This is a genomic window from Hylemonella gracilis ATCC 19624, assembly GCF_000211835.1.
Classification (GTDB): domain Bacteria; phylum Pseudomonadota; class Gammaproteobacteria; order Burkholderiales; family Burkholderiaceae_C; genus Hylemonella; species Hylemonella gracilis.
In genome coordinates this window covers 56,088-76,453 of sequence record NZ_AEGR01000048.1, presented here as the reverse complement: position 1 = coordinate 76,453, position 20,366 = coordinate 56,088, and the positions used below count along the sequence as shown (strand labels likewise).

At 64.7% G+C, this 20,366-nt stretch carries 19 protein-coding genes; all 19 read right to left on the bottom strand.

Going from position 1 to position 20,366, the window contains the following annotated elements:
- Positions 1–61 precede the first annotated feature (61 nt).
- On the bottom strand, positions 62–724 hold the full coding sequence (gene hisH / locus HGR_RS06365) for an imidazole glycerol phosphate synthase subunit HisH (RefSeq protein WP_006297331.1): 663 nt from the start codon (positions 722–724) through the stop codon (positions 62–64).
- Positions 721–1,341, bottom strand: coding sequence for an imidazoleglycerol-phosphate dehydratase HisB (gene hisB / locus HGR_RS06360; RefSeq protein ID WP_006297330.1), 621 nt, complete (start codon positions 1,339–1,341; stop codon positions 721–723). Before hisB ends, hisH begins: the two co-directional genes overlap by 4 nt.
- 28 nt (positions 1,342–1,369) lie before the next feature.
- Complete coding sequence (gene hisC / locus HGR_RS06355; protein WP_006297329.1) at positions 1,370–2,509, bottom strand: histidinol-phosphate transaminase; 1,140 nt, start codon at positions 2,507–2,509, stop codon at positions 1,370–1,372.
- Positions 2,506–3,645 (bottom strand): HPP family protein, encoded by a 1,140-nt coding sequence (locus HGR_RS06350; protein ID WP_006297328.1) that lies wholly within the window; start codon positions 3,643–3,645, stop codon positions 2,506–2,508. Before HGR_RS06350 ends, hisC begins: the two co-directional genes overlap by 4 nt.
- Positions 3,646–3,698: 53 nt before the next feature.
- Entirely contained in the window at positions 3,699–4,097 is a 399-nt protein-coding gene (locus HGR_RS06345) for a cupin domain-containing protein (RefSeq protein WP_006297327.1), read from the bottom strand.
- A gap of 18 nt (positions 4,098–4,115) precedes the next feature.
- Positions 4,116–5,432, bottom strand: a complete 1,317-nt coding sequence (gene hisD, locus HGR_RS06340) for a histidinol dehydrogenase (protein ID WP_006297326.1) — start codon at positions 5,430–5,432, stop codon at positions 4,116–4,118.
- Positions 5,429–6,073: an ATP phosphoribosyltransferase gene (hisG, locus tag HGR_RS06335; protein ID WP_006297325.1), complete on the bottom strand. Its 645-nt coding sequence runs from the start codon at positions 6,071–6,073 to the stop codon at positions 5,429–5,431. Before hisG ends, hisD begins: the two co-directional genes overlap by 4 nt.
- A 28-nt stretch (positions 6,074–6,101) precedes the next feature.
- A complete protein-coding gene (gene murA / locus HGR_RS06330) occupies positions 6,102–7,367 on the bottom strand; it encodes a UDP-N-acetylglucosamine 1-carboxyvinyltransferase (protein ID WP_006297324.1) in 1,266 nt (421 codons plus the stop codon).
- 35 nt (positions 7,368–7,402) lie between these two features.
- A complete protein-coding gene (locus HGR_RS06325; RefSeq protein WP_006297323.1) occupies positions 7,403–7,645 on the bottom strand; it encodes a BolA family protein in 243 nt (80 codons plus the stop codon).
- A 29-nt stretch (positions 7,646–7,674) separates the two neighbouring features.
- On the bottom strand, positions 7,675–8,514 hold the full coding sequence (locus tag HGR_RS06320) for an ABC transporter permease (protein WP_006297322.1): 840 nt from the start codon (positions 8,512–8,514) through the stop codon (positions 7,675–7,677).
- Positions 8,511–9,479: an ABC transporter ATP-binding protein gene (locus HGR_RS06315; RefSeq protein WP_006297321.1), complete on the bottom strand. Its 969-nt coding sequence runs from the start codon at positions 9,477–9,479 to the stop codon at positions 8,511–8,513. Before HGR_RS06315 ends, HGR_RS06320 begins: the two co-directional genes overlap by 4 nt.
- A gap of 139 nt (positions 9,480–9,618) precedes the next feature.
- The gene (locus HGR_RS06310; RefSeq protein WP_006297320.1) at positions 9,619–9,903 is read right to left on the bottom strand and encodes an STAS domain-containing protein; all 285 of its coding nucleotides are present in this window, start codon (positions 9,901–9,903) and stop codon (positions 9,619–9,621) included.
- Positions 9,904–9,927: 24 nt separating this feature from the next.
- On the bottom strand, positions 9,928–10,599 hold the full coding sequence (locus HGR_RS06305) for an MlaC/ttg2D family ABC transporter substrate-binding protein (RefSeq protein WP_006297319.1): 672 nt from the start codon (positions 10,597–10,599) through the stop codon (positions 9,928–9,930).
- A 93-nt stretch (positions 10,600–10,692) separates the two neighbouring features.
- Entirely contained in the window at positions 10,693–11,703 is a 1,011-nt protein-coding gene (locus HGR_RS06300) for an MlaA family lipoprotein (protein ID WP_237701379.1), read from the bottom strand.
- A gap of 35 nt (positions 11,704–11,738) precedes the next feature.
- The gene (mlaD, locus tag HGR_RS06295) at positions 11,739–12,209 is read right to left on the bottom strand and encodes an outer membrane lipid asymmetry maintenance protein MlaD (protein ID WP_006297317.1); all 471 of its coding nucleotides are present in this window, start codon (positions 12,207–12,209) and stop codon (positions 11,739–11,741) included.
- An 11-nt stretch (positions 12,210–12,220) separates the two neighbouring features.
- Positions 12,221–13,003, bottom strand: a complete 783-nt coding sequence (mlaE, locus tag HGR_RS06290; protein ID WP_006297316.1) for a lipid asymmetry maintenance ABC transporter permease subunit MlaE — start codon at positions 13,001–13,003, stop codon at positions 12,221–12,223.
- Between the two features lie 61 nt (positions 13,004–13,064).
- Positions 13,065–13,895 carry an ABC transporter ATP-binding protein gene (locus tag HGR_RS06285; protein ID WP_039852643.1) on the bottom strand — a complete coding sequence of 277 codons (831 nt, stop codon included), beginning with the start codon at positions 13,893–13,895 and terminating at the stop codon, positions 13,065–13,067.
- Between the two features lie 177 nt (positions 13,896–14,072).
- Positions 14,073–15,551, bottom strand: a complete 1,479-nt coding sequence (locus tag HGR_RS06280; RefSeq protein ID WP_006297314.1) for a glutamate synthase subunit beta — start codon at positions 15,549–15,551, stop codon at positions 14,073–14,075.
- Positions 15,552–15,560: 9 nt separating this feature from the next.
- The gene (locus HGR_RS06275; protein ID WP_039852669.1) at positions 15,561–20,276 is read right to left on the bottom strand and encodes a glutamate synthase-related protein; all 4,716 of its coding nucleotides are present in this window, start codon (positions 20,274–20,276) and stop codon (positions 15,561–15,563) included.
- Positions 20,277–20,366 lie beyond the last annotated feature (90 nt).

Genomic DNA, 20,366 nt, shown 5'->3' with positions numbered 1-20,366 from the left:
AAAAAGGGAAACAGGGGAAAAGGGAATCAGGCTACGGAATCAGGACCCGCCGGTCATGCGGTCATGGATTCCAGGCCAGGAAGTTCCGGTACAGGGCCAGGCCATGTGCCGCGCTCTTCTCTGGGTGGAACTGGGTCGCGAAAATATTATCGCGTGCCAGAGCGGCCGTGAAGCGCGCCCCGTAATCGGTTTCGCCCGCGCTGTGGCGCGCATCCGACGGTTGCGCGTAATAGCTGTGCACGAAATAGTAGTAGCTGCCATCGGGCACACCCGACCATATGGGGTGACTGCGTCCATCCGGGGACTGGCGCCAGACTTGGTTCCAGCCCATTTGCGGCACCTTGTAGCGGCTGCCATCAGGCTGGGCGCGGCCTTCCAATTGGAAGCGCAGGCAGCGGCCGGGAATGAGGCCCAGACCTGGCGTGTCTTGCTCCTCGCTGTGATCCAGCAGCATCTGCATGCCCACGCAGACGCCAAACAAGGGTTTGCTAGCGGCGGCTTCGAGCACGGATTCACGCAGGCCCGAAACGTTCAACTCGCTCATGCAGTCGCGCATGGCACCTTGACCCGGCAGCACGACACGCTGGGCCGAGCGCACTTCCTCGGGTTGAGAAGTGACCACCACCTGCCATCCGGTGCCAGCCGCCGCGGCCTGCACGGCCTGGGAGACCGAGCGCAGATTGCCCATGCCGTAGTCCACGACGGCGACGGTTTGCACGCTCACAGACTGCCCTTGGTCGAGGGGATGACACCCACGGCACGCGGATCAATCTCCAGCGCCATGCGCAGGGCACGGCCAAAGGCCTTGAACACGGTCTCGCACTGATGGTGCGCGTTGACGCCACGCAGGTTGTCGATGTGCAGGGTGACGCAAGCGTGGTTCACGAAACCGTGAAAAAACTCGGACACCAGCTGCGTGTCCATGGTGCCGATCATGCCGCTGGTGAAGGGCACATGCAGGTCCAGACCCGGACGGCCCGAGAAATCCACGACCACGCGGCTCAGGGCCTCGTCCAGCGGCACGTAGGAATGACCATAACGGCGCAAACCCTTCTTGTCGCCCACCGCCTGAGCCACGGCCTGACCGAGGGTGATGCCCACGTCCTCGATGGTGTGGTGCCCGTCAATGTGCAGATCGCCCTCAGCCACGATGTCCAGATCGATCAAGCCGTGGCGCGCCACTTGGTCCAGCATGTGGTCGAAGAACCCAATGCCCGTGGACAGGCGCGATTCACCCGTGCCGTCCAGATTCAGCTTGACGGTGATGCGGGTTTCCTTGGTGTTGCGCTCCACCGCCGCGATTCGGGGGCTGGAGGTCGGCGCGTCGGCGGTGCGGCTCATGAGGACAAAGGTGAAGAGAGCGTGAAATTTAGAGCGATTCTCGCAGAGCCGCCAGCATTTGGGCATTTTCCTGAGGCGTGCCCACAGTCAAGCGCAGACAACCGGCCAACAGCGGGTGCATGGCCGACACGTTCTTGACCAAGATCTTTCGGGCCTTGAGGCCAGCGAACACGCGGGCAGCGACTTGGGTCGCGTCTGCCCCGCCCGCGAGCGTCGGGACGCGCACCAAGATCATGTTGGCCTCGCTGTCCCAGACGGTGAAACTCAGCGCGCGCAGGGCGTCCACGAGCATCGCGCGCTGTGCCTTGATCTCACGCGCCTGGGCCGCGAACACTTCAGCGTGTTCAAGGGCGAACAACGCGCATTCGGCATTGAGCACGCTCACGTTGTAGGGCGGGCGGACCTTGTCGAACTCGGTCAGCAAGGCAGCCGGCCCCACCATGTAGCCCAGGCGCACGCCGGCCAGGCCGAATTTTGAGAGCGTGCGCATCAGCAACACGTGACCATGCTGGCCCGGTTCGGCACGCATGCGGTCCAGCCAGGTCTGGGCGGCAAAGGGCTGGTAGGCCTCGTCGATCACCACCAAGCCGCCCTGCGCACCGGCGGCGGCGATGATGTTCTTCATGGCTGCGTCATCCCACAAGGTGCCCGTGGGGTTGTTCGGATAGGCCAGGTACGTGATGGCGGGCTTGTGCTCGCGAATAGCGGCCAGCATGGCCGCCTCGTCCAGCTGGAAATCCGGTGTCAGATCGACGCTGTGGAAGGCCAAGCCTTGCAGCTGCGCGCTCATCGCGTACATCACGAAGCCCGGCGCGGGCGCCAGGATGGAAGCCCCCGGCAGGTCGCAGGCCATGGCGACCAGCGAGATCAATTCGTCGGAACCGTTGCCCAGCATCAGCGCCTGGCCCTCGGGCAAATCAATGTAGTGCGCCAAGGCCCGCTTCAGATCCTCGATGCGCGCGCCTGGGTAACGGTTCACGGCCACGGCACCGAGGCGACGGCCCAGTTCGGCCTGCAGTTCAGGCGACAGGCGGTACGGGTTCTCCATCGCGTCCAGCTTGACCATGCCCGTGCTGTCTTGCACCGCATAAGCGTGCATGCCCTGCACGTCACTGCGGATGCGAGAAAAGACGGGCGGGCGCGAACGGGAGAGGTCAGGCGCGTTCATGGAGCGGGATGGGAGGGGGCCGGTGCAAGGGGACGGTGGCTCGCCTTGAACAGCGCGGCCACCACGTCGGACTGGGTGATCATACCGACCACGCGCAGCGCCTCGTCCACCACGGGCAAATGGTGCAAACCGCCGTCGGAGAACAGTTCGACCAGCTCCACCAGCGGCTGCCCGGGCCGCGCCACTCGCACGCGCCGCGTCATGATGTCCTGCACATGCCGCGCCGTGTTCATCACCGGCAGCTTGCGCGGGTCGGGCGCGCTCTGGGCCAGGAAGAAATCATGCAAGGACACGATGCCGGCCAGCGTCTTGTCGTCCCGCACCACCGGCAAGGCCTTGACCTTGTGCGTGATCAGCTGGGCCCAGGCGTCGTCCACGCCGTCGCGCGGACGGGCAGCGACCACGTCGCGGGACATGATGTCCTCGCACAGCAGGTCACCGAACTGACGGCGGCTGGCCTGCAATTGGGCACGCACCAGCACCTGCTCCAGATCGTCCCGGGCGATGTCCAGCAAATGCCCTTGGCTCGTCAGGGCCGCGTCCAGATCAGCGCGGTTGAAACCCAGGCGCGCGCTGGGCAGCGGGTCGGTCGTGCCATGCGGGTGCGGCGCGGGCCGATGCGGGTAGGGGCGCCGCACCAGCGCGCTGTACAGCAGGGCCAGGGCGAGCAGCAAGAGGGAATTCAGGCCCGCGGGCCAGAGCACGTAGCGCCAGCCCAGTTCGGCAATGGCCGGTCCGCCCAAGACCGCCGTCAGCGCCACCGCGCCGCCGGGCGGGTGCAGGCAACGCAAGGCGAACATGGCGGCAATCGCCCCCGCCCCGGCCAGCCCCGCCGCCAGCACACCGTGCCCGAAAGCGTGCATGCAGGCCACGCCCACCGCGGCCGACACCAGATTGCCCGCCAACATCGGCCAAGGCTGGGCCAGGGGACTGGCAGGAGCTGCAAACAGCAGCACGGTCGATGCGCCCATGGGCGCGATGAACCAGGGGTTGATCTCCCCCAAGATGAGATGGCTCAAGGCCGCCGAGCCCAGCAGGCCCAGGGCCGCGCCCACCACACTGAGCGTCAGCTCACGACCGCTGACGCGGGGCTGTGTCGGCTTGAAACCGGCCAGCCAAGACCATGGGAACTGCACGGGGCACACTCCAGAAGCACCAAAACGGGGCATTCTAGAGCGCATCCCTTTTGCTATCGATGGATCGGTCGATGCTCCGTGCCAGCACCCGGCGTCAGAAAAAGTAGCGTGGTCGGCAGCGACGTTCTGGCGGTATGCCAGACGTTCGGCGGCACAAGCACGTAGGCACCTGGTGTTTGAAGTTGCGTCACCTGTTCGCCACCGGGCAGGTCGAGCACGAGATCGGCAGCCCCGGACAGGAGCAGGACCAGTTCCTCTCCAGCGGGATGCCGCTCCCAAGTGGCCCAGGGTTCGGAGAAGGTGAAGGCGGTCATCAGCCGCCCCTGATCCAGCTGCGGCAAGCGCCCCGCCGACAGGTCGGCCCAGAAGGCGTCCGTCACGGGCACGGTATCAGCGCGTCCGTCGTCGCGGAAGTGCAAGTAGGTGCCGAGGATGTCCTGACTCAGAGGCATATCAGCACCTGGGGGCCGTCAACGCAGCCGCATCTCCGCCGCCCGCGCATGGGCCTGCAGGCCCTCGCCATACGCCAGTACGGCGGCGATCTTGCCCAGTCCTTGCGCGCCGGCTTCGCTGACTTCGATCAGACTGCTGCGTTTCTGGAAGTCGTAGACGCCCAGCGGTGACGAGAACCTCGCCGTGCCGCTGGTCGGCAGCACGTGGTTTGGGCCCGCGCAGTAATCACCGAGCGACTCACTGGTGTAGGCGCCGAGGAAGATGGCGCCAGCGTGCTTGAGCAGCGGTTCCCAGCGGTGCGGGTCGCGGCTGCTGACTTCCAGGTGCTCGGGCGCAATGCGGTTGCTGATGGCGCAAGCCTCGGCCATGTCACGGGTCTGGATCAGCGCGCCACGGCCCGTGAGGCTCTTGGCGATGATCTCGGCACGCGGCATCTCGTTGAGCAGGCGGTCGATCTCGCGCTGCACGGCGTCGATGTAGGCGGCATCGGGGCAGAGCAGGATGCTCTGCGCCAGCTCGTCGTGCTCGGCCTGACTGAACAGGTCCATCGCCACCCAGTCAGCAGGCGTGCTGCCGTCGGCCAGCACGAGGATTTCGCTGGGGCCGGCGATCATGTCGATGCCCACCACGCCAAACACACGGCGCTTGGCGCTGGCCACGTAAGCGTTGCCAGGGCCAGTGATCTTGTCCACCTTCGGGATCGTGGCCGTGCCGTAGGCCAGCGCCGCCACCGCCTGCGCGCCGCCGACGGTGAAAACGCGGTGCGCCCCCGCCACAAACGCCGCGGCCAGCACGAGTTGATTCTTCTCGCCACGCGGCGTGGGCACGACCATGATGATCTCGCCCACGCCCGCAACATGCGCGGGAATGGCGTTCATCAGCACGGAGGACGGGTATGCCGCCTTGCCGCCTGGCACGTAAATGCCCACGCGGTCCAGCGGCGTGACCTTCTGGCCCAGCAGGGTGCCGTCGGCGTCGCGGTAACTCCAGCTCTCGCCGCTGGCCTTCTTCTGGGCCTCGTGATAACGGCGCACCCGCTCGGCAGCAGCCTGCAGGGCTTCACGCTGCGCGGCGGGCAGGCCGTCAAAAGCCAGCTTGAGTTCATCGGCCTTGATTTCCAGCGCCGCCATGTTCGCCGCGCTCAGGCCGTCGAAGCGCTGCGTGTACTCCAGCACCGCGGCATCGCCGCGCCGCTGCACGTCGGCCAGGATGTCGGCCACGCGCTGCTCGATGGCGGCGTCGGTGTCGGCCGCCCAGTGCAGGCGCTGCTGGAAGCGTGGTTCGAAGTCGGCCTGCGTGGTGGACAGGCGCAGAGGCTCGGCCTTGAAACTCATGCCGTGGTCTCCAGGGCGCGCCCGAAGGCGTCGATGATGTGGCGCAGCGGTTCGCGCTTGAGCTTGAGCGCAGCCTGGTTCACGACCAGGCGAGCCGAGATGTCCATGATGCGTTCGACCTCCACCAAGTGGTTGGCCTTGAGCGTGTTGCCGGTGGACACAAGGTCCACGATGGCGTCGGCCAGCCCCGTGAGTGGCGCCAGTTCCATGCTGCCGTAGAGCTTGATCAGGTCCACGTGCACGCCCTTGGCGGCGAAGAAATCACGGGCGATGGTCACGTACTTGGTGGCCACGCGCAGGCGCGCGCCCTGGCGCACGGCGGCGGCATAGTCGTAGCCCTCGCGCACGGCCACGCTCACGCGGCACTGGGCGATGCGCAGGTCCAGCGGCTGGTAAAGGCCTTCGTTGCCATGCTCGATCAAGGTGTCCAGGCCGGTGATGCCCAGGTCCGCGCCGCCGTACTGCACGTAGGTGGGCACGTCGGTGGCACGCACCAAGACCACGCGCACTTCGGGCCGGTTGGTGGCAAGAATGAGCTTGCGAGTCTGCTCGGGGTCGTCCAGCACCTCGATCCCCGCGGCCTGCAACAGCGGCAAGGTCTCGTCGAAGATGCGACCTTTGGAAAGCGCCAGGGTGATCATGCGAGGGCCTCGTTCACAACACGCGCGTTCACTTCACGCGCTCGATATCGGCGCCCAGCGCCGCGAGTTTGGCTTCCATGCGATCGTAACCACGGTCCAGGTGGTAGATGCGGTCCACGATGGTTTCACCCTCGGCCACGAGACCGGCGATGACCAGGCCCGCGGACGCGCGCAGGTCGGTGGCCATGACGGTGGCGCCGGATAGACGCGAGACACCTTCGATCATGGCCAGCCTGCCATCGATCTGGATCTTCGCCCCGAGGCGCAGCAGCTCGTTGACATGCATGTAGCGGTTCTCGAAGATGGTCTCCGTCACCGTCGATGTGCCCTGAGCCACGCAATTGAGCGCCATGAATTGCGCCTGCATGTCGGTCGGAAAACCCGGGTACTCGGTGGTGCGAAAGCTCTGGGCTTTCAGACGGCCTTGCGACAAGATGCGCACGCCGCCTTCTTGCACGGAGATCCGCGCACCCGCAGCGGCTAGCTTCTCGATCACCGCGTCGAGATGGTCGCCCCGCGCATGCCGCAAAAACACGTCGCCACCGGCAGCCGCGACCGCGCAAAGAAACGTACCCGCCTCAATGCGATCAGCGACCACCGCGTGCCGTGCGCCATGCAAGGCATCAACGCCCTGGATGCGGATGCGGCTGCTGCCATGTCCCTCGATCTTGGCGCCCATCTTGATCAGCAGTTCCGCCAGATCAGGAATCTCCGGTTCCTGAGCGGCGTTCTCTAAGATGGTCTCGCCCTGGGCCAGAGTCGCTGCCATGAGCAAATTCTCCGTACCCGTCACCGTGACCATGTCCGTGGTGATGCGCGCGCCTTTCAGGCGCTTCTGCCCGGCCGGCAACTTGGCAATGATGTAGCCATGCTCGACCACGATGTCAGCACCCATGGCCTGCAAGCCCTTGATGTGCTGATCCACCGGGCGCGAGCCAATCGCACAACCGCCTGGCAATGAAACGCGCGCCTGGCCAAACCGCGCCAACAAGGGGCCGAGGGCCAGGACGGAAGCGCGCATGGTCTTGACCAGTTCATACGGTGCTTCGGGCTGGTTCAGCGTGGACGCATCCAGCACGACGACGCCATCCTCACCCTGGGCAACTTGGACGCCCATGTTGCGGATGAGCTTGAGCATGGTCGTCACGTCCTGCAAGCGCGGGACATTACTCAAGGTCACTGCATCCGAACTCAGCAAGGCCGCGCACAGCTCCGGCAAAGCCGCATTCTTGGCGCCGGCAATGGCCACCTCGCCCTGCAATTCCCGCCCGCCGCGTATCCGTAGTTTGTCCATGATGTTGTTTGATGACGCCGCCTGGCGGCAGACGATTATTGGGAAACCGCCTGCCACTCAGCAGGGGTGTAGGTCTTCATCGACAGCGCGTGCACTTCGTCGGTGTGCATGCGTTGCCCCAAGGTGGCATACACCCGCTGATGACGTTGGATCAGGCGCTTGCCCTCGAACTCGGGCGAGACAATGACGGCGCTCCAGTGCCGGCCATCGCCTTCCACCGTGATGTGCTCACAGCGCAGGCCAGCTTGGATGAGTGCTTGCAGGTCGTGTGCTTGCATGTCGGTACGCAACGGGGTCGGGCCCGGAATCAATGACGGATCTTGTAGCCGATGCGCAGCAGGTGCACGGCCAACGCGCCCACCAGCGCCAAGGCCACTCCGACCACGCCCAGACTGAGCCAGGGCGACACATCGCTCACGCCAAAGAAGCCATAACGAAAGCCATCGATCATGTAGAAGAAGGGATTGAAATGGCTGAGGCCCTGCCAAAACGCAGGCAGGGTGTGCAGCGAATAGAACACGCCCGAGAGAAAGGTCATGGGCATGATCAGGAAGTTCTGGAAGGCCGCGAGCTGGTCAAATTTCTCGGCCCAGAGCCCGGCGATCAGGCCCATCGCACCCAGCAGTGCCGCGCCCAGCACGGCGAACACCAACACCCACGCAGGCGCCACCAAGGTCAGGTCGGCGAACCACACGGTCACCAGCATCACGCCCGCACCGACCACCAAGCCACGCAGCACCGAGGAGCCCACGTAGGCCACGAACCAAGCCCAGTGCGACAGCGGCGTGAGCAGCAGAAAGATCAGGTTGCCCGTGATCTTGCTCTGGATCAGGCTGGACGAGCTGTTGGCGAAGGCGTTTTGCAACACGCTCATCATCACCAGGCCCGGGATCAGGAAAGCGGTGTAGCTGATGCGGTCGTAGACCTTGACGTGGTCTTCCAGCACATGGCCGAAGATGAGCAGGTAGAGCAACGCCGTCAGCACGGGCGCGGCGATGGTCTGGAAACTGACCTTCCAGAAGCGCAGCACTTCCTTGTAGAAGAGGGTCTGCCAGCCTTGGAGGCATCCCGCGTTGACGCGGTTCCGTGTGTCGGCGCCCGGCTGCGAGGAGACTTGCGTGGCTTGCATGGGTTCAACGGCGCTCATGCGGCCTCCCTTTGTTCGCCCATGACCTGAATGAACACATCCTCCAGATCGGCCTTGGTGATTTCCACCTCGTCCACCCGCACGCCCGCGGCGCGCACGGCGGCGAGGTAGTCCTCGATCGCGCGCGCATCCTGGGCGGGAAACTGCACGCTACGGCCCGTCACCCGCGCGCGCGCGGCCAGCTCGGGCGGTAGTTCACCTTCGATTTTCAGGCGCAGCACATGGCTGGATGCGGACTTGAGCAACTCGCTGGTGCGCTCCAAAGCCACCACCCTGCCCTGCTTGAGCATGGCAATGCGGCTGCACAGCGCCTCGGCTTCTTCAAGGTAGTGGGTGGTCAGCAGCACGGCATGACCTTCACGATTGAGGCGCAGCACGAACTGCCACAGGGTCTGGCGCAGTTCCACGTCCACACCCGCGGTCGGCTCATCGAGCACGATGACCGGCGGCTTGTGCACCAAGGCCTGCGCCACAAGCACGCGACGCTTCATGCCTCCGGAAAGTTGGCGCATGTTGGCATTGGCCTTGCCGGCCAGCCCCAGTCCTTCCAGCAGCTCGTCGATCCAGGCCTCGTTGTTCTTGACGCCGAAATAACCGGACTGGAAACGCAGCGCCTCGCGCACATTGAAGAAGGGGTCGAAGACCAGTTCTTGCGGAACGACCCCCAAGAGGCTGCGGGCGGCTGCGTAATCGGTCTGAACATCATGACCCAACACGGTGACGTGACCACTGCTGGCTCGAGTCAGACCCGCCAGGATGCTGATCAGCGTGGTCTTGCCCGCGCCATTGGGACCCAGCAGCCCGAAGAACTCGCCCTGCGCGATGTCGAAGCTCACACCGTCCAGGGCAGCGAACGTGGGCGCCCCCCCACCGGCCTGCCCCCCACGCGCCACGCCCTTCGGTGTGGGGTAGCGTTTGGTGATGGACTGAAAGGAGATGGCGGGGAGATGGGTGGAGGCTGGCATGAGAGCCCGGTATTTTAGCGAGGGGGGCTGAACCCGGCTTGCCACGCCGCCATGCGGCCGGGGCCCTTCTGCGCAGACGCTTTGCCGCGTGACCTCAGGCTCGGCGAGTTGTGGCCTGACGGATCAGTGCATCAGCGGATCAATGGATCGACAGCAACTCATCGACGCCGTAGAGACGGGCCAGTTCGATGAGTCGTGGATTGAGGTGCAGCAACTCTAGCCCCTTGCCTTGCGCCAGGCACGCACGGCGGAACTCCAGCAAGACGGCCAGCGTGGAGGAATCGAAGTGCTCCAAGGCCCCCGCATCCACCTGCGCTGCGGGTCCCGTTTGCGAGGGAATGGCCTGCACCAGCATCGGCAGACAGGCATTCGCATGAAGATGCGTCAAATCTTCAGGGAGCACGAGCAAGGGCGGGGTCGGCATGAGGAAGCCTTTCACTGAGGTGGGTCAGTTCTTCGGGGCCGCGGCCTGCGCGGTGGCTTTGTTGCGCTCGGCCAAGGAGGCGATGAGCCCGTCGATGCCTCGGGCGTTGACTTCCTGGGCGAATTGGCTGCGATAGGTTTCGACCAGCCACACGCCCATCACGTTCACGTTGTAGATGCGCCACCCCGCCGCGGTACCGGAAGCCGGCTCCAGCCGGTAATCCAGCTGCACCGGCTCGGCGGCACCGGGCCCCCGCAGCTCCGTGCGCACGATCACGTCCTTGGAGTCGGTGGGTGCACGCATGGGCTTGGCACTGACCTTCATGCCTTGCACCTGCGCCAGCGCGCCCGCATAGGTGCGAACCAGCAGCGTCTTGAATTCTTCCTGCAGGCGCTGACGCTGCTCAGGGGTGGCCTGCCGCCAGCCCGGGCCCACCGCCGAGGCGGTCATGCGGGGGAAATTCACCAGCGGCATGATCTTGGTGTCAACCAGCGCGATCAGGCGCGGCATGTTGCCCGCCATCAAGGCGGGATCGGCTTGAATCGTGCTGAGCACATCGTTCGACATGGTCAGCACCATGTCGTCGGCCGGTTTCTCGGCTTGGGCCAGAGCGGGCTGCATCCACGCCGTCAGAACGAGGGCACCAGCAGCCAGACATCGGGGGAGGGAAATGAGATGGAAAAAACGACCTTGCATGGAAACGGACTCCTGGCACGCACGAACCATCAACCAGCAACGGTGTGAAAGCCCCAACGCGCGGTTTGTCTTGTTGGCTCTCTGATGTAAGGGTTATTTGATGATCTTCAAGCCCGGCAGGCCCAGATCCAGCGGCACCGTGGGTGTGCCGGGAATTCTACCGGGCACACGCGTATCGCGCTCAACCTGCGGCTCCGTGGGGCCAGCAGGATCCTCAGAGCTTGGCTTTTCAGCCTCGCTCGAAGCAGCGGAGGCAGGCGATTCAGTGGCATCGGGCGACGCGCTCTCTTGATAGTCTTCGTCGCTGTAGTCCTCTTCCGCAGGCATGGGTTCGTCAGGCGGGTCACCGTCATAGACGAGATGCCGGCGATACTGGAGATAAGCGTCACGGATCAGCACATAGCGATCAAACGTCGCGCCCTCCATCAGAGCTTCTTGCTTGAGCAGGCTGGCGCGGTTATCCACCTGCCCCAAAACGAACAGGGAATTGCGCAGCCGCACATTGTCCTGCTGGCTCAAGGGGTCGCCAGCCCAATCGACCGGCAAGGCCGCCGTGTCACGCAGGGTGGACGGTCCCAGCAATGGAAGAACCACATAGGGCCCAGGGCCGACGCCCCAGTACCCCAAGGTCTGTCCGAAATCCTCCTTGTGGCGCGGAATGCGCATTTCCGTCGCGACGTCCAGCAAGCCGCCCAGACCAAAGAAGGTGTTGACCCACAGTCGGGTGAAGCTCTCGCCAGCGGCACGCCCCTTCAGCTGGAAGCTGCTGTTGATGGTGGTCCAGGCATCTTCCAGGTTGTTGAAGAAGTTGCCAACGCCCTTGCGCACCAAGGGAGGCACGTAGTCCTGGTAGGCCGTGGCCGTGGGCTTGAGGATGGCGCGATCCAGGGCGTCATTGAAGCCAAACACCCCGCGATTCCAAGATTCCAAGGGATCGGGATTGGCGCGGGTGGCCGCCGCGGCCGGTTCAGCCTCGGACCGCGGGTTGCTTGCGCACCCTGACAAGCCCGCGACCAGCAATGCACTGCCCAGACAAAGCATGACCGAGCCCCAGGCTCGGCCTGCCCTCAGGCCCATTTGCGCACGGTTGCTGAAAGGGGACACGGTCTCGTCCCGAGCCTCTTGCTTCGGCCCCACGGTCATTTCTTGGCAGGTGCCTCGCTCGCCTTGTTGTAGAGGAACTGACCAATCAGGTTTTCGAGCACGATGGCCGATTGGGTGTTCGCCACCACGTCACCCTCGGCCAAGTTCTTGTCGTCGGCCCCCGCTTCGATGCCAATGTATTGATCGCCGAGCAAGCCGCTGGTCAGGATCTTGAGCGAGCTGTCCTTGGGAAATTTGTAGCGGTTTTCCAGGTCGATGCGCACGCGCGCCTGGAAGCTCTTGTCGTCAAAGCTGATGCCCGCGACGCGCCCCACCACGACGCCGCCACTCTTGACGGCCGCGCGGGGCTTGAGCCCCCCGACGTTGTCAAACATGGCCTCGACGCGGTAGCTGGACTGGAAACTCAGGTGCAGCAGATTGGCGGCTTGCAGCGCCAAAAACACCAGTGCCGCCAGTCCGAGCAAGACGAACAAACCCACCCACACATCATTCTTCGAGCGTTCCATCACGCACTCTCCTAAATCGTGAACATCAAGGCGGTGAGGACGAAATCCAGTCCCAGTACCGCCAGCGAAGCCATCACCACCGTGCGCGTCGTCGCGCGCGACACGCCCTCGGGCGTGGGCTGGGCTTCATACCCCTGCAGCAACGCAGTGAACGACACCGTGAAACCAAACACGATGCTTTTGATGACGCCGTTGCCCACGTCGCTCCACACACTGACGCTTGCCTGCATCTGCCCCCAGAAGGCCCCGGGGTCGATGCCAATCATGACCACGCCAACCACCCATCCACCCAGCACGCCGACCGCGCTGAAGACCGCGGTCAACAAGGGCAAGGCGATCACGCCAGCCCAGAAGCGCGGCGCCAAGATGCGCTGCACCGGATCGACCGCCATCATGGCCATGGCATTGAGCTGCTCGCCGGCCTTGAGCAGGCCGATCTCCGCCGTGAGCGAAGTGCCCGCCCGGCCGGCGAACAGCAGCGCGGCGACGACCGGACCGAGTTCACGCACCAAGGAGAGCGTGACCATCTGACCCAAGGCCTGTTCCGAACCAAAATCCACCAGGATGTAATAACCCTGCAAGCCCAGCACGAAGCCCACGAAGAGGCCCGAGACGACGATGATGGCCAGCGAGTGATTGCCCAGCAGGTGGATCTGCTCACTGACCAAACCGAAACGGCGGAAGGTGGGTCGGGCCAGTTGCCAAAAACGGATGAACAGCCGCGTCGCACGGCCGATGTCGACCAACTTGCTGCGCACCGCGTAACCCACGTCGGAGGGACGCCACCAGCTCATTGAATAACCTCCGTGCTACGCACTGCGGCGCGATCTTGCGTGGGGTAGAACGGCGCGGCGCTCATGAGCGCACCCCGCCGAAGTCTTCTTCCACGGTCGGACCGGGATAGTGAAATCGCACAGGCCCATCGGGCAAGGCATGGACAAATTGCCTGACCAAGGGATCGCTGGATTCTTGAACCTCGGCTGGCGTGCCTTGCGCGACGATGGCGCCGTTGGCCAGGATCACCACATGGTCCGCGATCTGGAAGGTTTCCTCCAGGTCATGCGAGACGACGATGCTGGTCACGCCCAGGCTGTCATTGAGTCGGCGGATCAGCTGGGCCGCGGTGCCCAGTGAAATCGGGTCCAGCCCGGCGAACGGCTCGTCGTACATGATCAGCTCGGGGTCCAAGGCGATCGCGCGTGCCAGCGCCACGCGCCGAGCCATGCCGCCCGAGACCTCGCTGGGCATCAGATCGCGCGCGCCGCGCAGGCCCACGGCATTGAGTTTCATCAACACCACGCCGCGCAGCAAGTCTTCGCTCAACTTGGTGTGCTCACGCAAGGGAAAGGCAACGTTCTCGAACACACTGAGGTCGGCGAAAAGCGCACCAAACTGGAACAGCATGCCCATGCGGCGACGCGCTTCGTAAAGGCGAGCGTGATCCATCTCGCCGACGTTTTGCCCGTCGAACAACACCTGGCCCTGTTGGGCGCGGATCTGTCCACCGATCAGTCGCAGCACGGTGGTCTTGCCACCGCCAGAGGCGCCCATGATCGCGGTGACCTTGCCACGCGGTATCACCAGGTTGACCCCGTCCAGGATGGCGCGCTTGCCGTAGCCGAAGACCACGTCGCGCAATTCGACCATGGGGGAGTCCGGCCTGCCTTGTTGTGTTGGTTCAGCCATGTCGTGAATGTGTTAGCCCGTGAGAACGGTACTCGTCTCCAAGCCGAGGGATCATAAAGCATGCCCGCGTCCCCTTGCTCCAAGGGGAATGGCGAGGCGGCCCCGAAGCCCACACTGCCAGAGAACACGACACTGAATGGCATCCCTCCGCAGAAGCCACCGCGGAGGACCAGGTTCTCAGCGCGGCAGGGTGCTTGAACCCATCAAGAATTCGTCGACAGCGCGGGCCGCCTGACGACCTTCGCGGATCGCCCAGACCACCAGGGACTGTCCGCGACGCATGTCGCCGGCCGCGAACACCTTGTCCACGCTGGTCCGATAGCCACCCTGGGCATCCACGCCCGCCTTGGCGTTGCCGCGCGGGTCTTTCTCGACACCAAAGGATTCGAGGATGCTGGCCACCGGGCTCACAAAGCCCATGGCGAGCAGCACGAGGTCGGCCTTGTATTCCTTCTCCGTGCCCGGAATCTCGACGAACTTGCCGTCCTTGAATTCGACGTGCACGGTTTTCAGACCTACGATGCGGCCTTTGTCCTTGCCTTCTCCCTCGATGAAGGCCTTGGTTGAGACGGCGAACTCGCGCACGCAACCTTCCTCGTGGCTAGAGCTGGTGCGCAGCTTGAGCGGCCAGTAGGGCCAGACCAGGGGTTTGTTCTCCTGCTCGGGCGGTTGGGGCATCACCTCGAACTGGGTCACGCTGGCCGCGCCATGGCGGTTGCTGGTGCCCACGCAGTCGGACCCCGTGTCGCCGCCGCCGATCACGATGACGTGCTTGCCGGTGGCCATGATCTGGTCCTTGATCTTGCCGCCCGCGTTGACGCGGTTCTGCATCGGCAGGAATTCCATCGCGAAGTGGATGCCGTCCAGGTCACGGCCCGGCACCGGCAGGTCACGGCTCTGCTCGGCGCCGCCCGCCAGCAGCACGGCATCAAATTCTTTCTTCAGTTGCTCGGGGCTGACCGTGTCCTTGGCCCAGTTGGTGACCTTCGACCCCTTGGGGAGTTCACCGACCATCGTGTTCGTCTTGAACACCACGCCCTCGGCTTCCATCTGCTTGACACGGCGGTCGATGTGCGACTTGTCGAACTTGAAGTCCGGGATGCCGAAGCGCAGCAGGCCGCCGGCCGTGTCGTTCTTCTCGAACACGGTCACGGCGTGACCGGCACGCGCCAGCTGCTGGGCAGCGGCCAGGCCCGCCGGGCCGGAACCCACGACGGCGACCTTCTTGCCCGTCTTGAACGTGGCGGGCTGGGGCTTGATCCAGCCCTCGGCCCAGGCGCGGTCAATGATGGCGTGCTCGATGGACTTGATGCCCACCGCGTCGTCGTTGATGTTCAGCGTGCAGGCCGCCTCGCAGGGCGCGGGGCAAACACGGCCCGTGAAATCGGGGAAGTTGTTGGTGCTGTGCAGCACCTCGATCGCGTTCTTCCAGTCCCCTTGGTAGACCAGGTCGTTGAAGTCCGGAATGATGTTGTTGACCGGGCAACCGCTGTTGCAGAAGGGCGTGCCGCAGTCCATGCAACGCGCGCCCTGCTGCTTCGCCTGCGGCTCGCTCAGGCCAATCACGAATTCCTTGTAGTTCTTGACGCGCTTCGTGACGGGCTCGTAGCCCTCCTCGAGACGCTCGTACTCCATGAAGCCAGTGACTTTTCCCATCTTCTTTCCTTACTTGGCCGCAGCCACTTCCTTCTTCGATGCGGACTTGGCGGGGGCCTCGGCGGCACCCGGCTTGCGCTCCGCCAGGGTGCGCTTGTATTCGTTCGGGAAGACCTTGACGAACTTGCCGCGCGCGTCCTTCCAGTGGTCCAGCAGCTCGCGTGCACGCTTGCTGCCCGTCCAGCGGTTGTGGTCCTCCAGCAATTTCTTCAGCTGCGCCTCGTCGCTGAGCCCGCGGTGCCAGTTCACGGCCTCGCCCGCCTGCTCGGCCGTCAGCACCACCTTCTCCATCGACACCATGGAGGTGTTGCAGCGTTCGGCGAACTTGCCGTCCTCGTCGTAGACATAGGCCACGCCGCCGCTCATGCCCGCGGCGAAGTTGCGGCCGGTCTTGCCCAGCACCACCACGGTGCCGCCCGTCATGTACTCGCAGCCGTGGTCACCCGCGCCCTCGACCACCGCGGTTGCGCCCGAGAGGCGCACCGCGAAGCGTTCGCCCGCGACGCCGCTGAAGAAGGCTTCGCCGGTCGTCGCGCCGTAAAGCACGGTGTTGCCGACGATGGTGTTGCGCGTGGCGTCACCGCGGAAGTCGATGCTGGGGCGCACCACCACACGGCCGCCCGACAGGCCCTTGCCCGTGTAGTCATTGGCCTCGCCGATCAGGTACAGCGTGATGCCCTTGGCCAGGAAGGCGCCGAAGGACTGCCCGCCCGTGCCTTCCAACTGGATGTGGATGGTGTTGTCCGGCAGACCCTGCGGGTGCACCTTGGTCACCGCGCCGGAGAGCATGGCGCCCACGGTGCGGTTGACGTTGCGTGCCGCCTCGATGAATTGCACCTTCTGGCCCTTGTCGATGGCCGCGCGCGATTTCTCGATCAGCACGTTGTCCAGGCTCTTCTCCAGGCCGTGCTCTTGCTCCTCGACATGACGGCGCGGCACGTCGGCGGGGGCGGACGGCAGCGCGAACAAGCGGCTGAAGTCCAGGCCCTTGGCCTTCCAGTGCGCGATGCCCTGCTTAGTGTCCAGCAGGTCGGCGCGGCCGACCATGTCGTCGAACTTGCGGATGCCCAGCTGCGCCATGATCTGGCGCACTTCCTCGGCGACGAAGAAGAAGTAGTTGACGACGTGCTCAGGCTTGCCACTGAACTTCTTGCGCAGCACCGGGTCCTGCGTGGCCACGCCCACCGGGCAGGTGTTGAGGTGGCACTTGCGCATCATGATGCAGCCCTCGACCACCAGGGGTGCGGTCGCGAAACCGAATTCGTCCGCGCCCAGCAGCGCGCCGATGGCGACGTCACGGCCGGTCTTCATCTGGCCGTCGGCCTGCACGCGGATGCGGCCGCGCAGACGGTTGAGCACCAGGGTCTGCTGGGTTTCGGCCAGGCCGATTTCCCACGGCGAGCCCGCGTGCTTGATGGAAGACCAGGGCGAGGCGCCCGTACCGCCGTCATGGCCGGCGATCACCACGTGGTCGCTCTTGCACTTGGCCACGCCCGCGGCGATGGTGCCCACGCCGATCTCCGACACCAGCTTGGTGCTGATGCTGGCGTGCGGCGCCACGTTCTTCAGGTCGTGGATCAGCTGCGCCAGATCCTCGATGGAGTAGATGTCGTGGTGCGGCGGCGGGCTGATGAGGCCGACGCCCGGCACGCTGTGGCGCAGGAAGCCGATGTATTCCGTCACCTTGCCGCCGGGCAGCTGGCCGCCTTCGCCAGGCTTGGCGCCCTGCGCCATCTTGATCTGGATCTGGTCAGCCGAGGACAGGTACTCGGCAGTGACGCCGAATCGGCCCGAAGCCACCTGCTTGATCTTGGAACGCAGGCTGTCGCCGTCTTGCAGCGGCAGGTCCACTTCGACGCGGCTTTCACCGATCACGCTCTTGAGTGTTTCACCCTTCTTGATCGGGATGCCCTTGAGTTCATTGCGGTAGCGCGCCGGGTCTTCACCGCCCTCGCCGGTGTTGCTCTTGCCGCCAATGCGGTTCATGGCCACGGCCAGGGTCGCGTGCGCCTCGGTGCTGATGGAGCCCAGCGACATCGCGCCGGTGGCGAAGCGCTTGACGATCTCGCTCGCGGGCTCGACTTCCTCCACTGGAATGGCCTTGGCCGGGTCGATCTTGAACTCGAACAGGCCACGCAGCGTCATGTGACGCTTGCTCTGGTCATTGATGAGCTGGGCGTATTCCTTGTAGGTCGAGAAGTTGTTGGCGCGCGTGCTGTGCTGCAGCTTGGCGATCGCGTCGGGCGTCCACATGTGCTCCTCGCCGCGCGTGCGCCAGGCGTATTCACCGCCCGCGTCCAGCATGGTGGCCAGCACCGGGTCGTTGCTATAGGCGGCCTTGTGCATGCGGATGGCTTCCTCGGCCATCTCGAACACGCCGATGCCTTCCACGCGGCTGGGCGTGCCGGTGAAGTACTTGGCGACGGTCGCGCTGTTGATGCCGATGGCCTCGAACAGCTGCGCGCCGCAGTAGCTCATGTAGGTGCTCACGCCCATCTTGGACATGATCTTGGACAGACCCTTGCCGATGGCCTTGACGTAGTTGTAGATCGCCTTGTCAGCGCTCAGGTCGCCCGGCAGTTCCTTGTGCATGGCAGCGATGGTTTCCATCGCCAGATAGGGATGCACGGCCTCCGCGCCGTAACCGGCCAACACGGCGAAGTGGTGCACCTCGCGCGCCGCGCCCGTTTCCACCACCAGGCCCGCGCTGGTGCGCAGACCTTCGCGCACCAGGTGCTGGTGAATGGCCGACAGGGCCAGCAGCGCGGGAATGGCAACTTGCCGGCTGCTGCTGGTGCGGTCGCTGATGATGAGGATGTTCTTGCCGCCCTTGATGGCGTCCACCGCCTCGGCGCAGAGCGAGGCCAGCTTGGCTTCCACGCCCTCGTGACCCCAGCTCAGCGGGTAGGTGATGTCCAGCGTCGCGGTGCGGAACTTGCCCTGCGTCGCGGTCTCGATGCGGCGCAGCTTGGCCATGTCCGCGAAGTCCAGGATGGGCTGGCTCACTTCGAGCCGCATCGGCGGATTGACCTGGTTGATGTCCAGCAGGTTGGGCTTCGGCCCGATGAAGCTGACCAGGGACATGACGATGGCCTCGCGGATCGGGTCGATCGGCGGGTTGGTCACCTGAGCGAACAGCTGCTTGAAGTAGTTGAACAGGGGCTTGTTTTTGTCCGACAGCACGGCCAGCGGGCTGTCGTTGCCCATGGAGCCGATGCCCTCTTCGCCGTTGGTGGCCATCGGCGCCATCAGGAACTTGATGTCTTCCTGCGTCATGCCGAAGGCTTGCTGGCGGTCCAGCAGGTCGTTCGCGGCGGCGGCGGGAATGCCGTCCGAGCCGCTGCTTTCCACGTCGTCCAGCTTGACGCGCAGGTTCTCGATCCACTGCTTGTAGGGCTTGCTGTGCGCGAGGTTGGCCTTCAGCTCTTCGTCCTCGATCATGCGGCCCTGTTCCAGGTCGATCAGGAACATGCGGCCCGGCTGCAGGCGCCACTTGCGCACGATCTGGCTTTCCGGCACCGGCAGCACGCCCGCCTCGGAAGCCATGATGACCAGGTCATCCTCGGTGATGCAGTAGCGCGAGGGACGCAGGCCGTTGCGGTCCAGCGTGGCGCCGATCTGGCGGCCATCGGTGAACACGATGGAGGCCGGGCCGTCCCAGGGCTCCATCATGGCGGCGTGGTATTCGTAGAAGGCCTTGCGGCGCTCGTCCATCGTGGCGTGCTGTTCCCAGGGCTCGGGAATCATCATCATCACGGCTTGCGACAGCGGGTAGCCCGCCATGGTCAGCAGTTCGAGGCAGTTGTCGAAGGTGGCGGTGTCGGACTGGTTGGCAAAGCTGATGGGGTAGAGCTTCTTCAGGTCCGCGGCCAGCACGGGCGAGGACATCACGCCTTCGCGCGCCTTCATCCAGTTGTAGTTGCCCTTGACCGTGTTGATCTCGCCGTTGTGCGCGACGTAGCGGTAGGGGTGGGCCAGCGGCCACTCGGGGAAGGTGTTGGTCGAGAAACGCTGGTGCACCAGGCCCAGGGCCGAGACGCAGCGCGAGTCTTTCAGGTCCAGGAAGTATTCACCGACCTGGTTCGCCAGCAGCAGGCCCTTGTAGACCACCGTGCGGCTGGACATGCTGGGCACGTAATACTCTTTGCTGTGCTTGAGCTGCAGCGCCTGGATGGCGGCGCTGGCCGTCTTGCGGATCACGTAGAGCTTGCGCTCCAGCGCGTCCTGCACGATCACGTCCGCGCCGCGGCCAATGAAGACCTGGCGCATGATGGGTTCCTTGGTCCGCACCGTGGGCGACATGGGCATGTCACGGTCCACCGGCACGTCGCGCCAGCCCAACAGTACCTGGCCCTCGGCGCGGATGGCGCGCTCCAGCTCCTGTTCACAGGCCAGGCGGGAGGCGTGTTCCTTGGGCAAGAAGATCATGCCCACGCCGTATTCACCCGGCGGCGGCAGCTCCACGCCCTGCTTGGCCATTTCCTCGCGGTACAGAGCGTCCGGCAACTGGATCAGGATGCCCGCGCCGTCGCCCATCAGCTTGTCCGCGCCAACGGCGCCGCGGTGATCCAGGTTTTCCAGGATCTTGAGCGCGCCCCGCACGATGTCATGGGTCTTGACGCCCTTGATGTGCGCCACGAAGCCCACGCCGCAAGCGTCGTGCTCGTTCGCACCCGAATACAAACCGGTTTCCTCGAGATGCTGAATCTCGGCAACCGCGGACATCGCGCCATCCTTCATGGCCTGCTCCTGCTAATCATGACAAGGGGGCCGAGCATAGAGCAGATTCAGTAGGCTTCCAAGAAAACAATAGGG

What these genes read in the sequence shown, in the direction of transcription:
- hisB (WP_006297330.1), bottom strand. Translation starts at nt 1,341, where the DNA reads ATGAGCCGCACCGCCGACGCGCCGACCTCCAGCCCCCGAATCGCGGCG.
- hisC (WP_006297329.1), bottom strand. Translation starts at nt 2,509, where the DNA reads ATGAACGCGCCTGACCTCTCCCGTTCGCGCCCGCCCGTCTTTTCTCGC.
- HGR_RS06345 (WP_006297327.1), bottom strand. Translation starts at nt 4,097, where the DNA reads ATGCCTCTGAGTCAGGACATCCTCGGCACCTACTTGCACTTCCGCGAC.
- hisD (WP_006297326.1), bottom strand. Translation starts at nt 5,432, where the DNA reads ATGAGTTTCAAGGCCGAGCCTCTGCGCCTGTCCACCACGCAGGCCGAC.
- hisG (WP_006297325.1), bottom strand. Translation starts at nt 6,073, where the DNA reads ATGATCACCCTGGCGCTTTCCAAAGGTCGCATCTTCGACGAGACCTTG.
- murA (WP_006297324.1), bottom strand. Translation starts at nt 7,367, where the DNA reads ATGGACAAACTACGGATACGCGGCGGGCGGGAATTGCAGGGCGAGGTG.
- HGR_RS06325 (WP_006297323.1), bottom strand. Translation starts at nt 7,645, where the DNA reads ATGCAAGCACACGACCTGCAAGCACTCATCCAAGCTGGCCTGCGCTGT.
- HGR_RS06320 (WP_006297322.1), bottom strand. Translation starts at nt 8,514, where the DNA reads ATGAGCGCCGTTGAACCCATGCAAGCCACGCAAGTCTCCTCGCAGCCG.
- HGR_RS06315 (WP_006297321.1), bottom strand. Translation starts at nt 9,479, where the DNA reads ATGCCAGCCTCCACCCATCTCCCCGCCATCTCCTTTCAGTCCATCACC.
- HGR_RS06310 (WP_006297320.1), bottom strand. Translation starts at nt 9,903, where the DNA reads ATGCCGACCCCGCCCTTGCTCGTGCTCCCTGAAGATTTGACGCATCTT.
- HGR_RS06305 (WP_006297319.1), bottom strand. Translation starts at nt 10,599, where the DNA reads ATGCAAGGTCGTTTTTTCCATCTCATTTCCCTCCCCCGATGTCTGGCT.
- mlaD (WP_006297317.1), bottom strand. Translation starts at nt 12,209, where the DNA reads ATGGAACGCTCGAAGAATGATGTGTGGGTGGGTTTGTTCGTCTTGCTC.
- mlaE (WP_006297316.1), bottom strand. Translation starts at nt 13,003, where the DNA reads ATGAGCTGGTGGCGTCCCTCCGACGTGGGTTACGCGGTGCGCAGCAAG.
- HGR_RS06285 (WP_039852643.1), bottom strand. Translation starts at nt 13,895, where the DNA reads ATGGCTGAACCAACACAACAAGGCAGGCCGGACTCCCCCATGGTCGAA.
- HGR_RS06280 (WP_006297314.1), bottom strand. Translation starts at nt 15,551, where the DNA reads ATGGGAAAAGTCACTGGCTTCATGGAGTACGAGCGTCTCGAGGAGGGC.
- HGR_RS06275 (WP_039852669.1), bottom strand. Translation starts at nt 20,276, where the DNA reads ATGTCCGCGGTTGCCGAGATTCAGCATCTCGAGGAAACCGGTTTGTAT.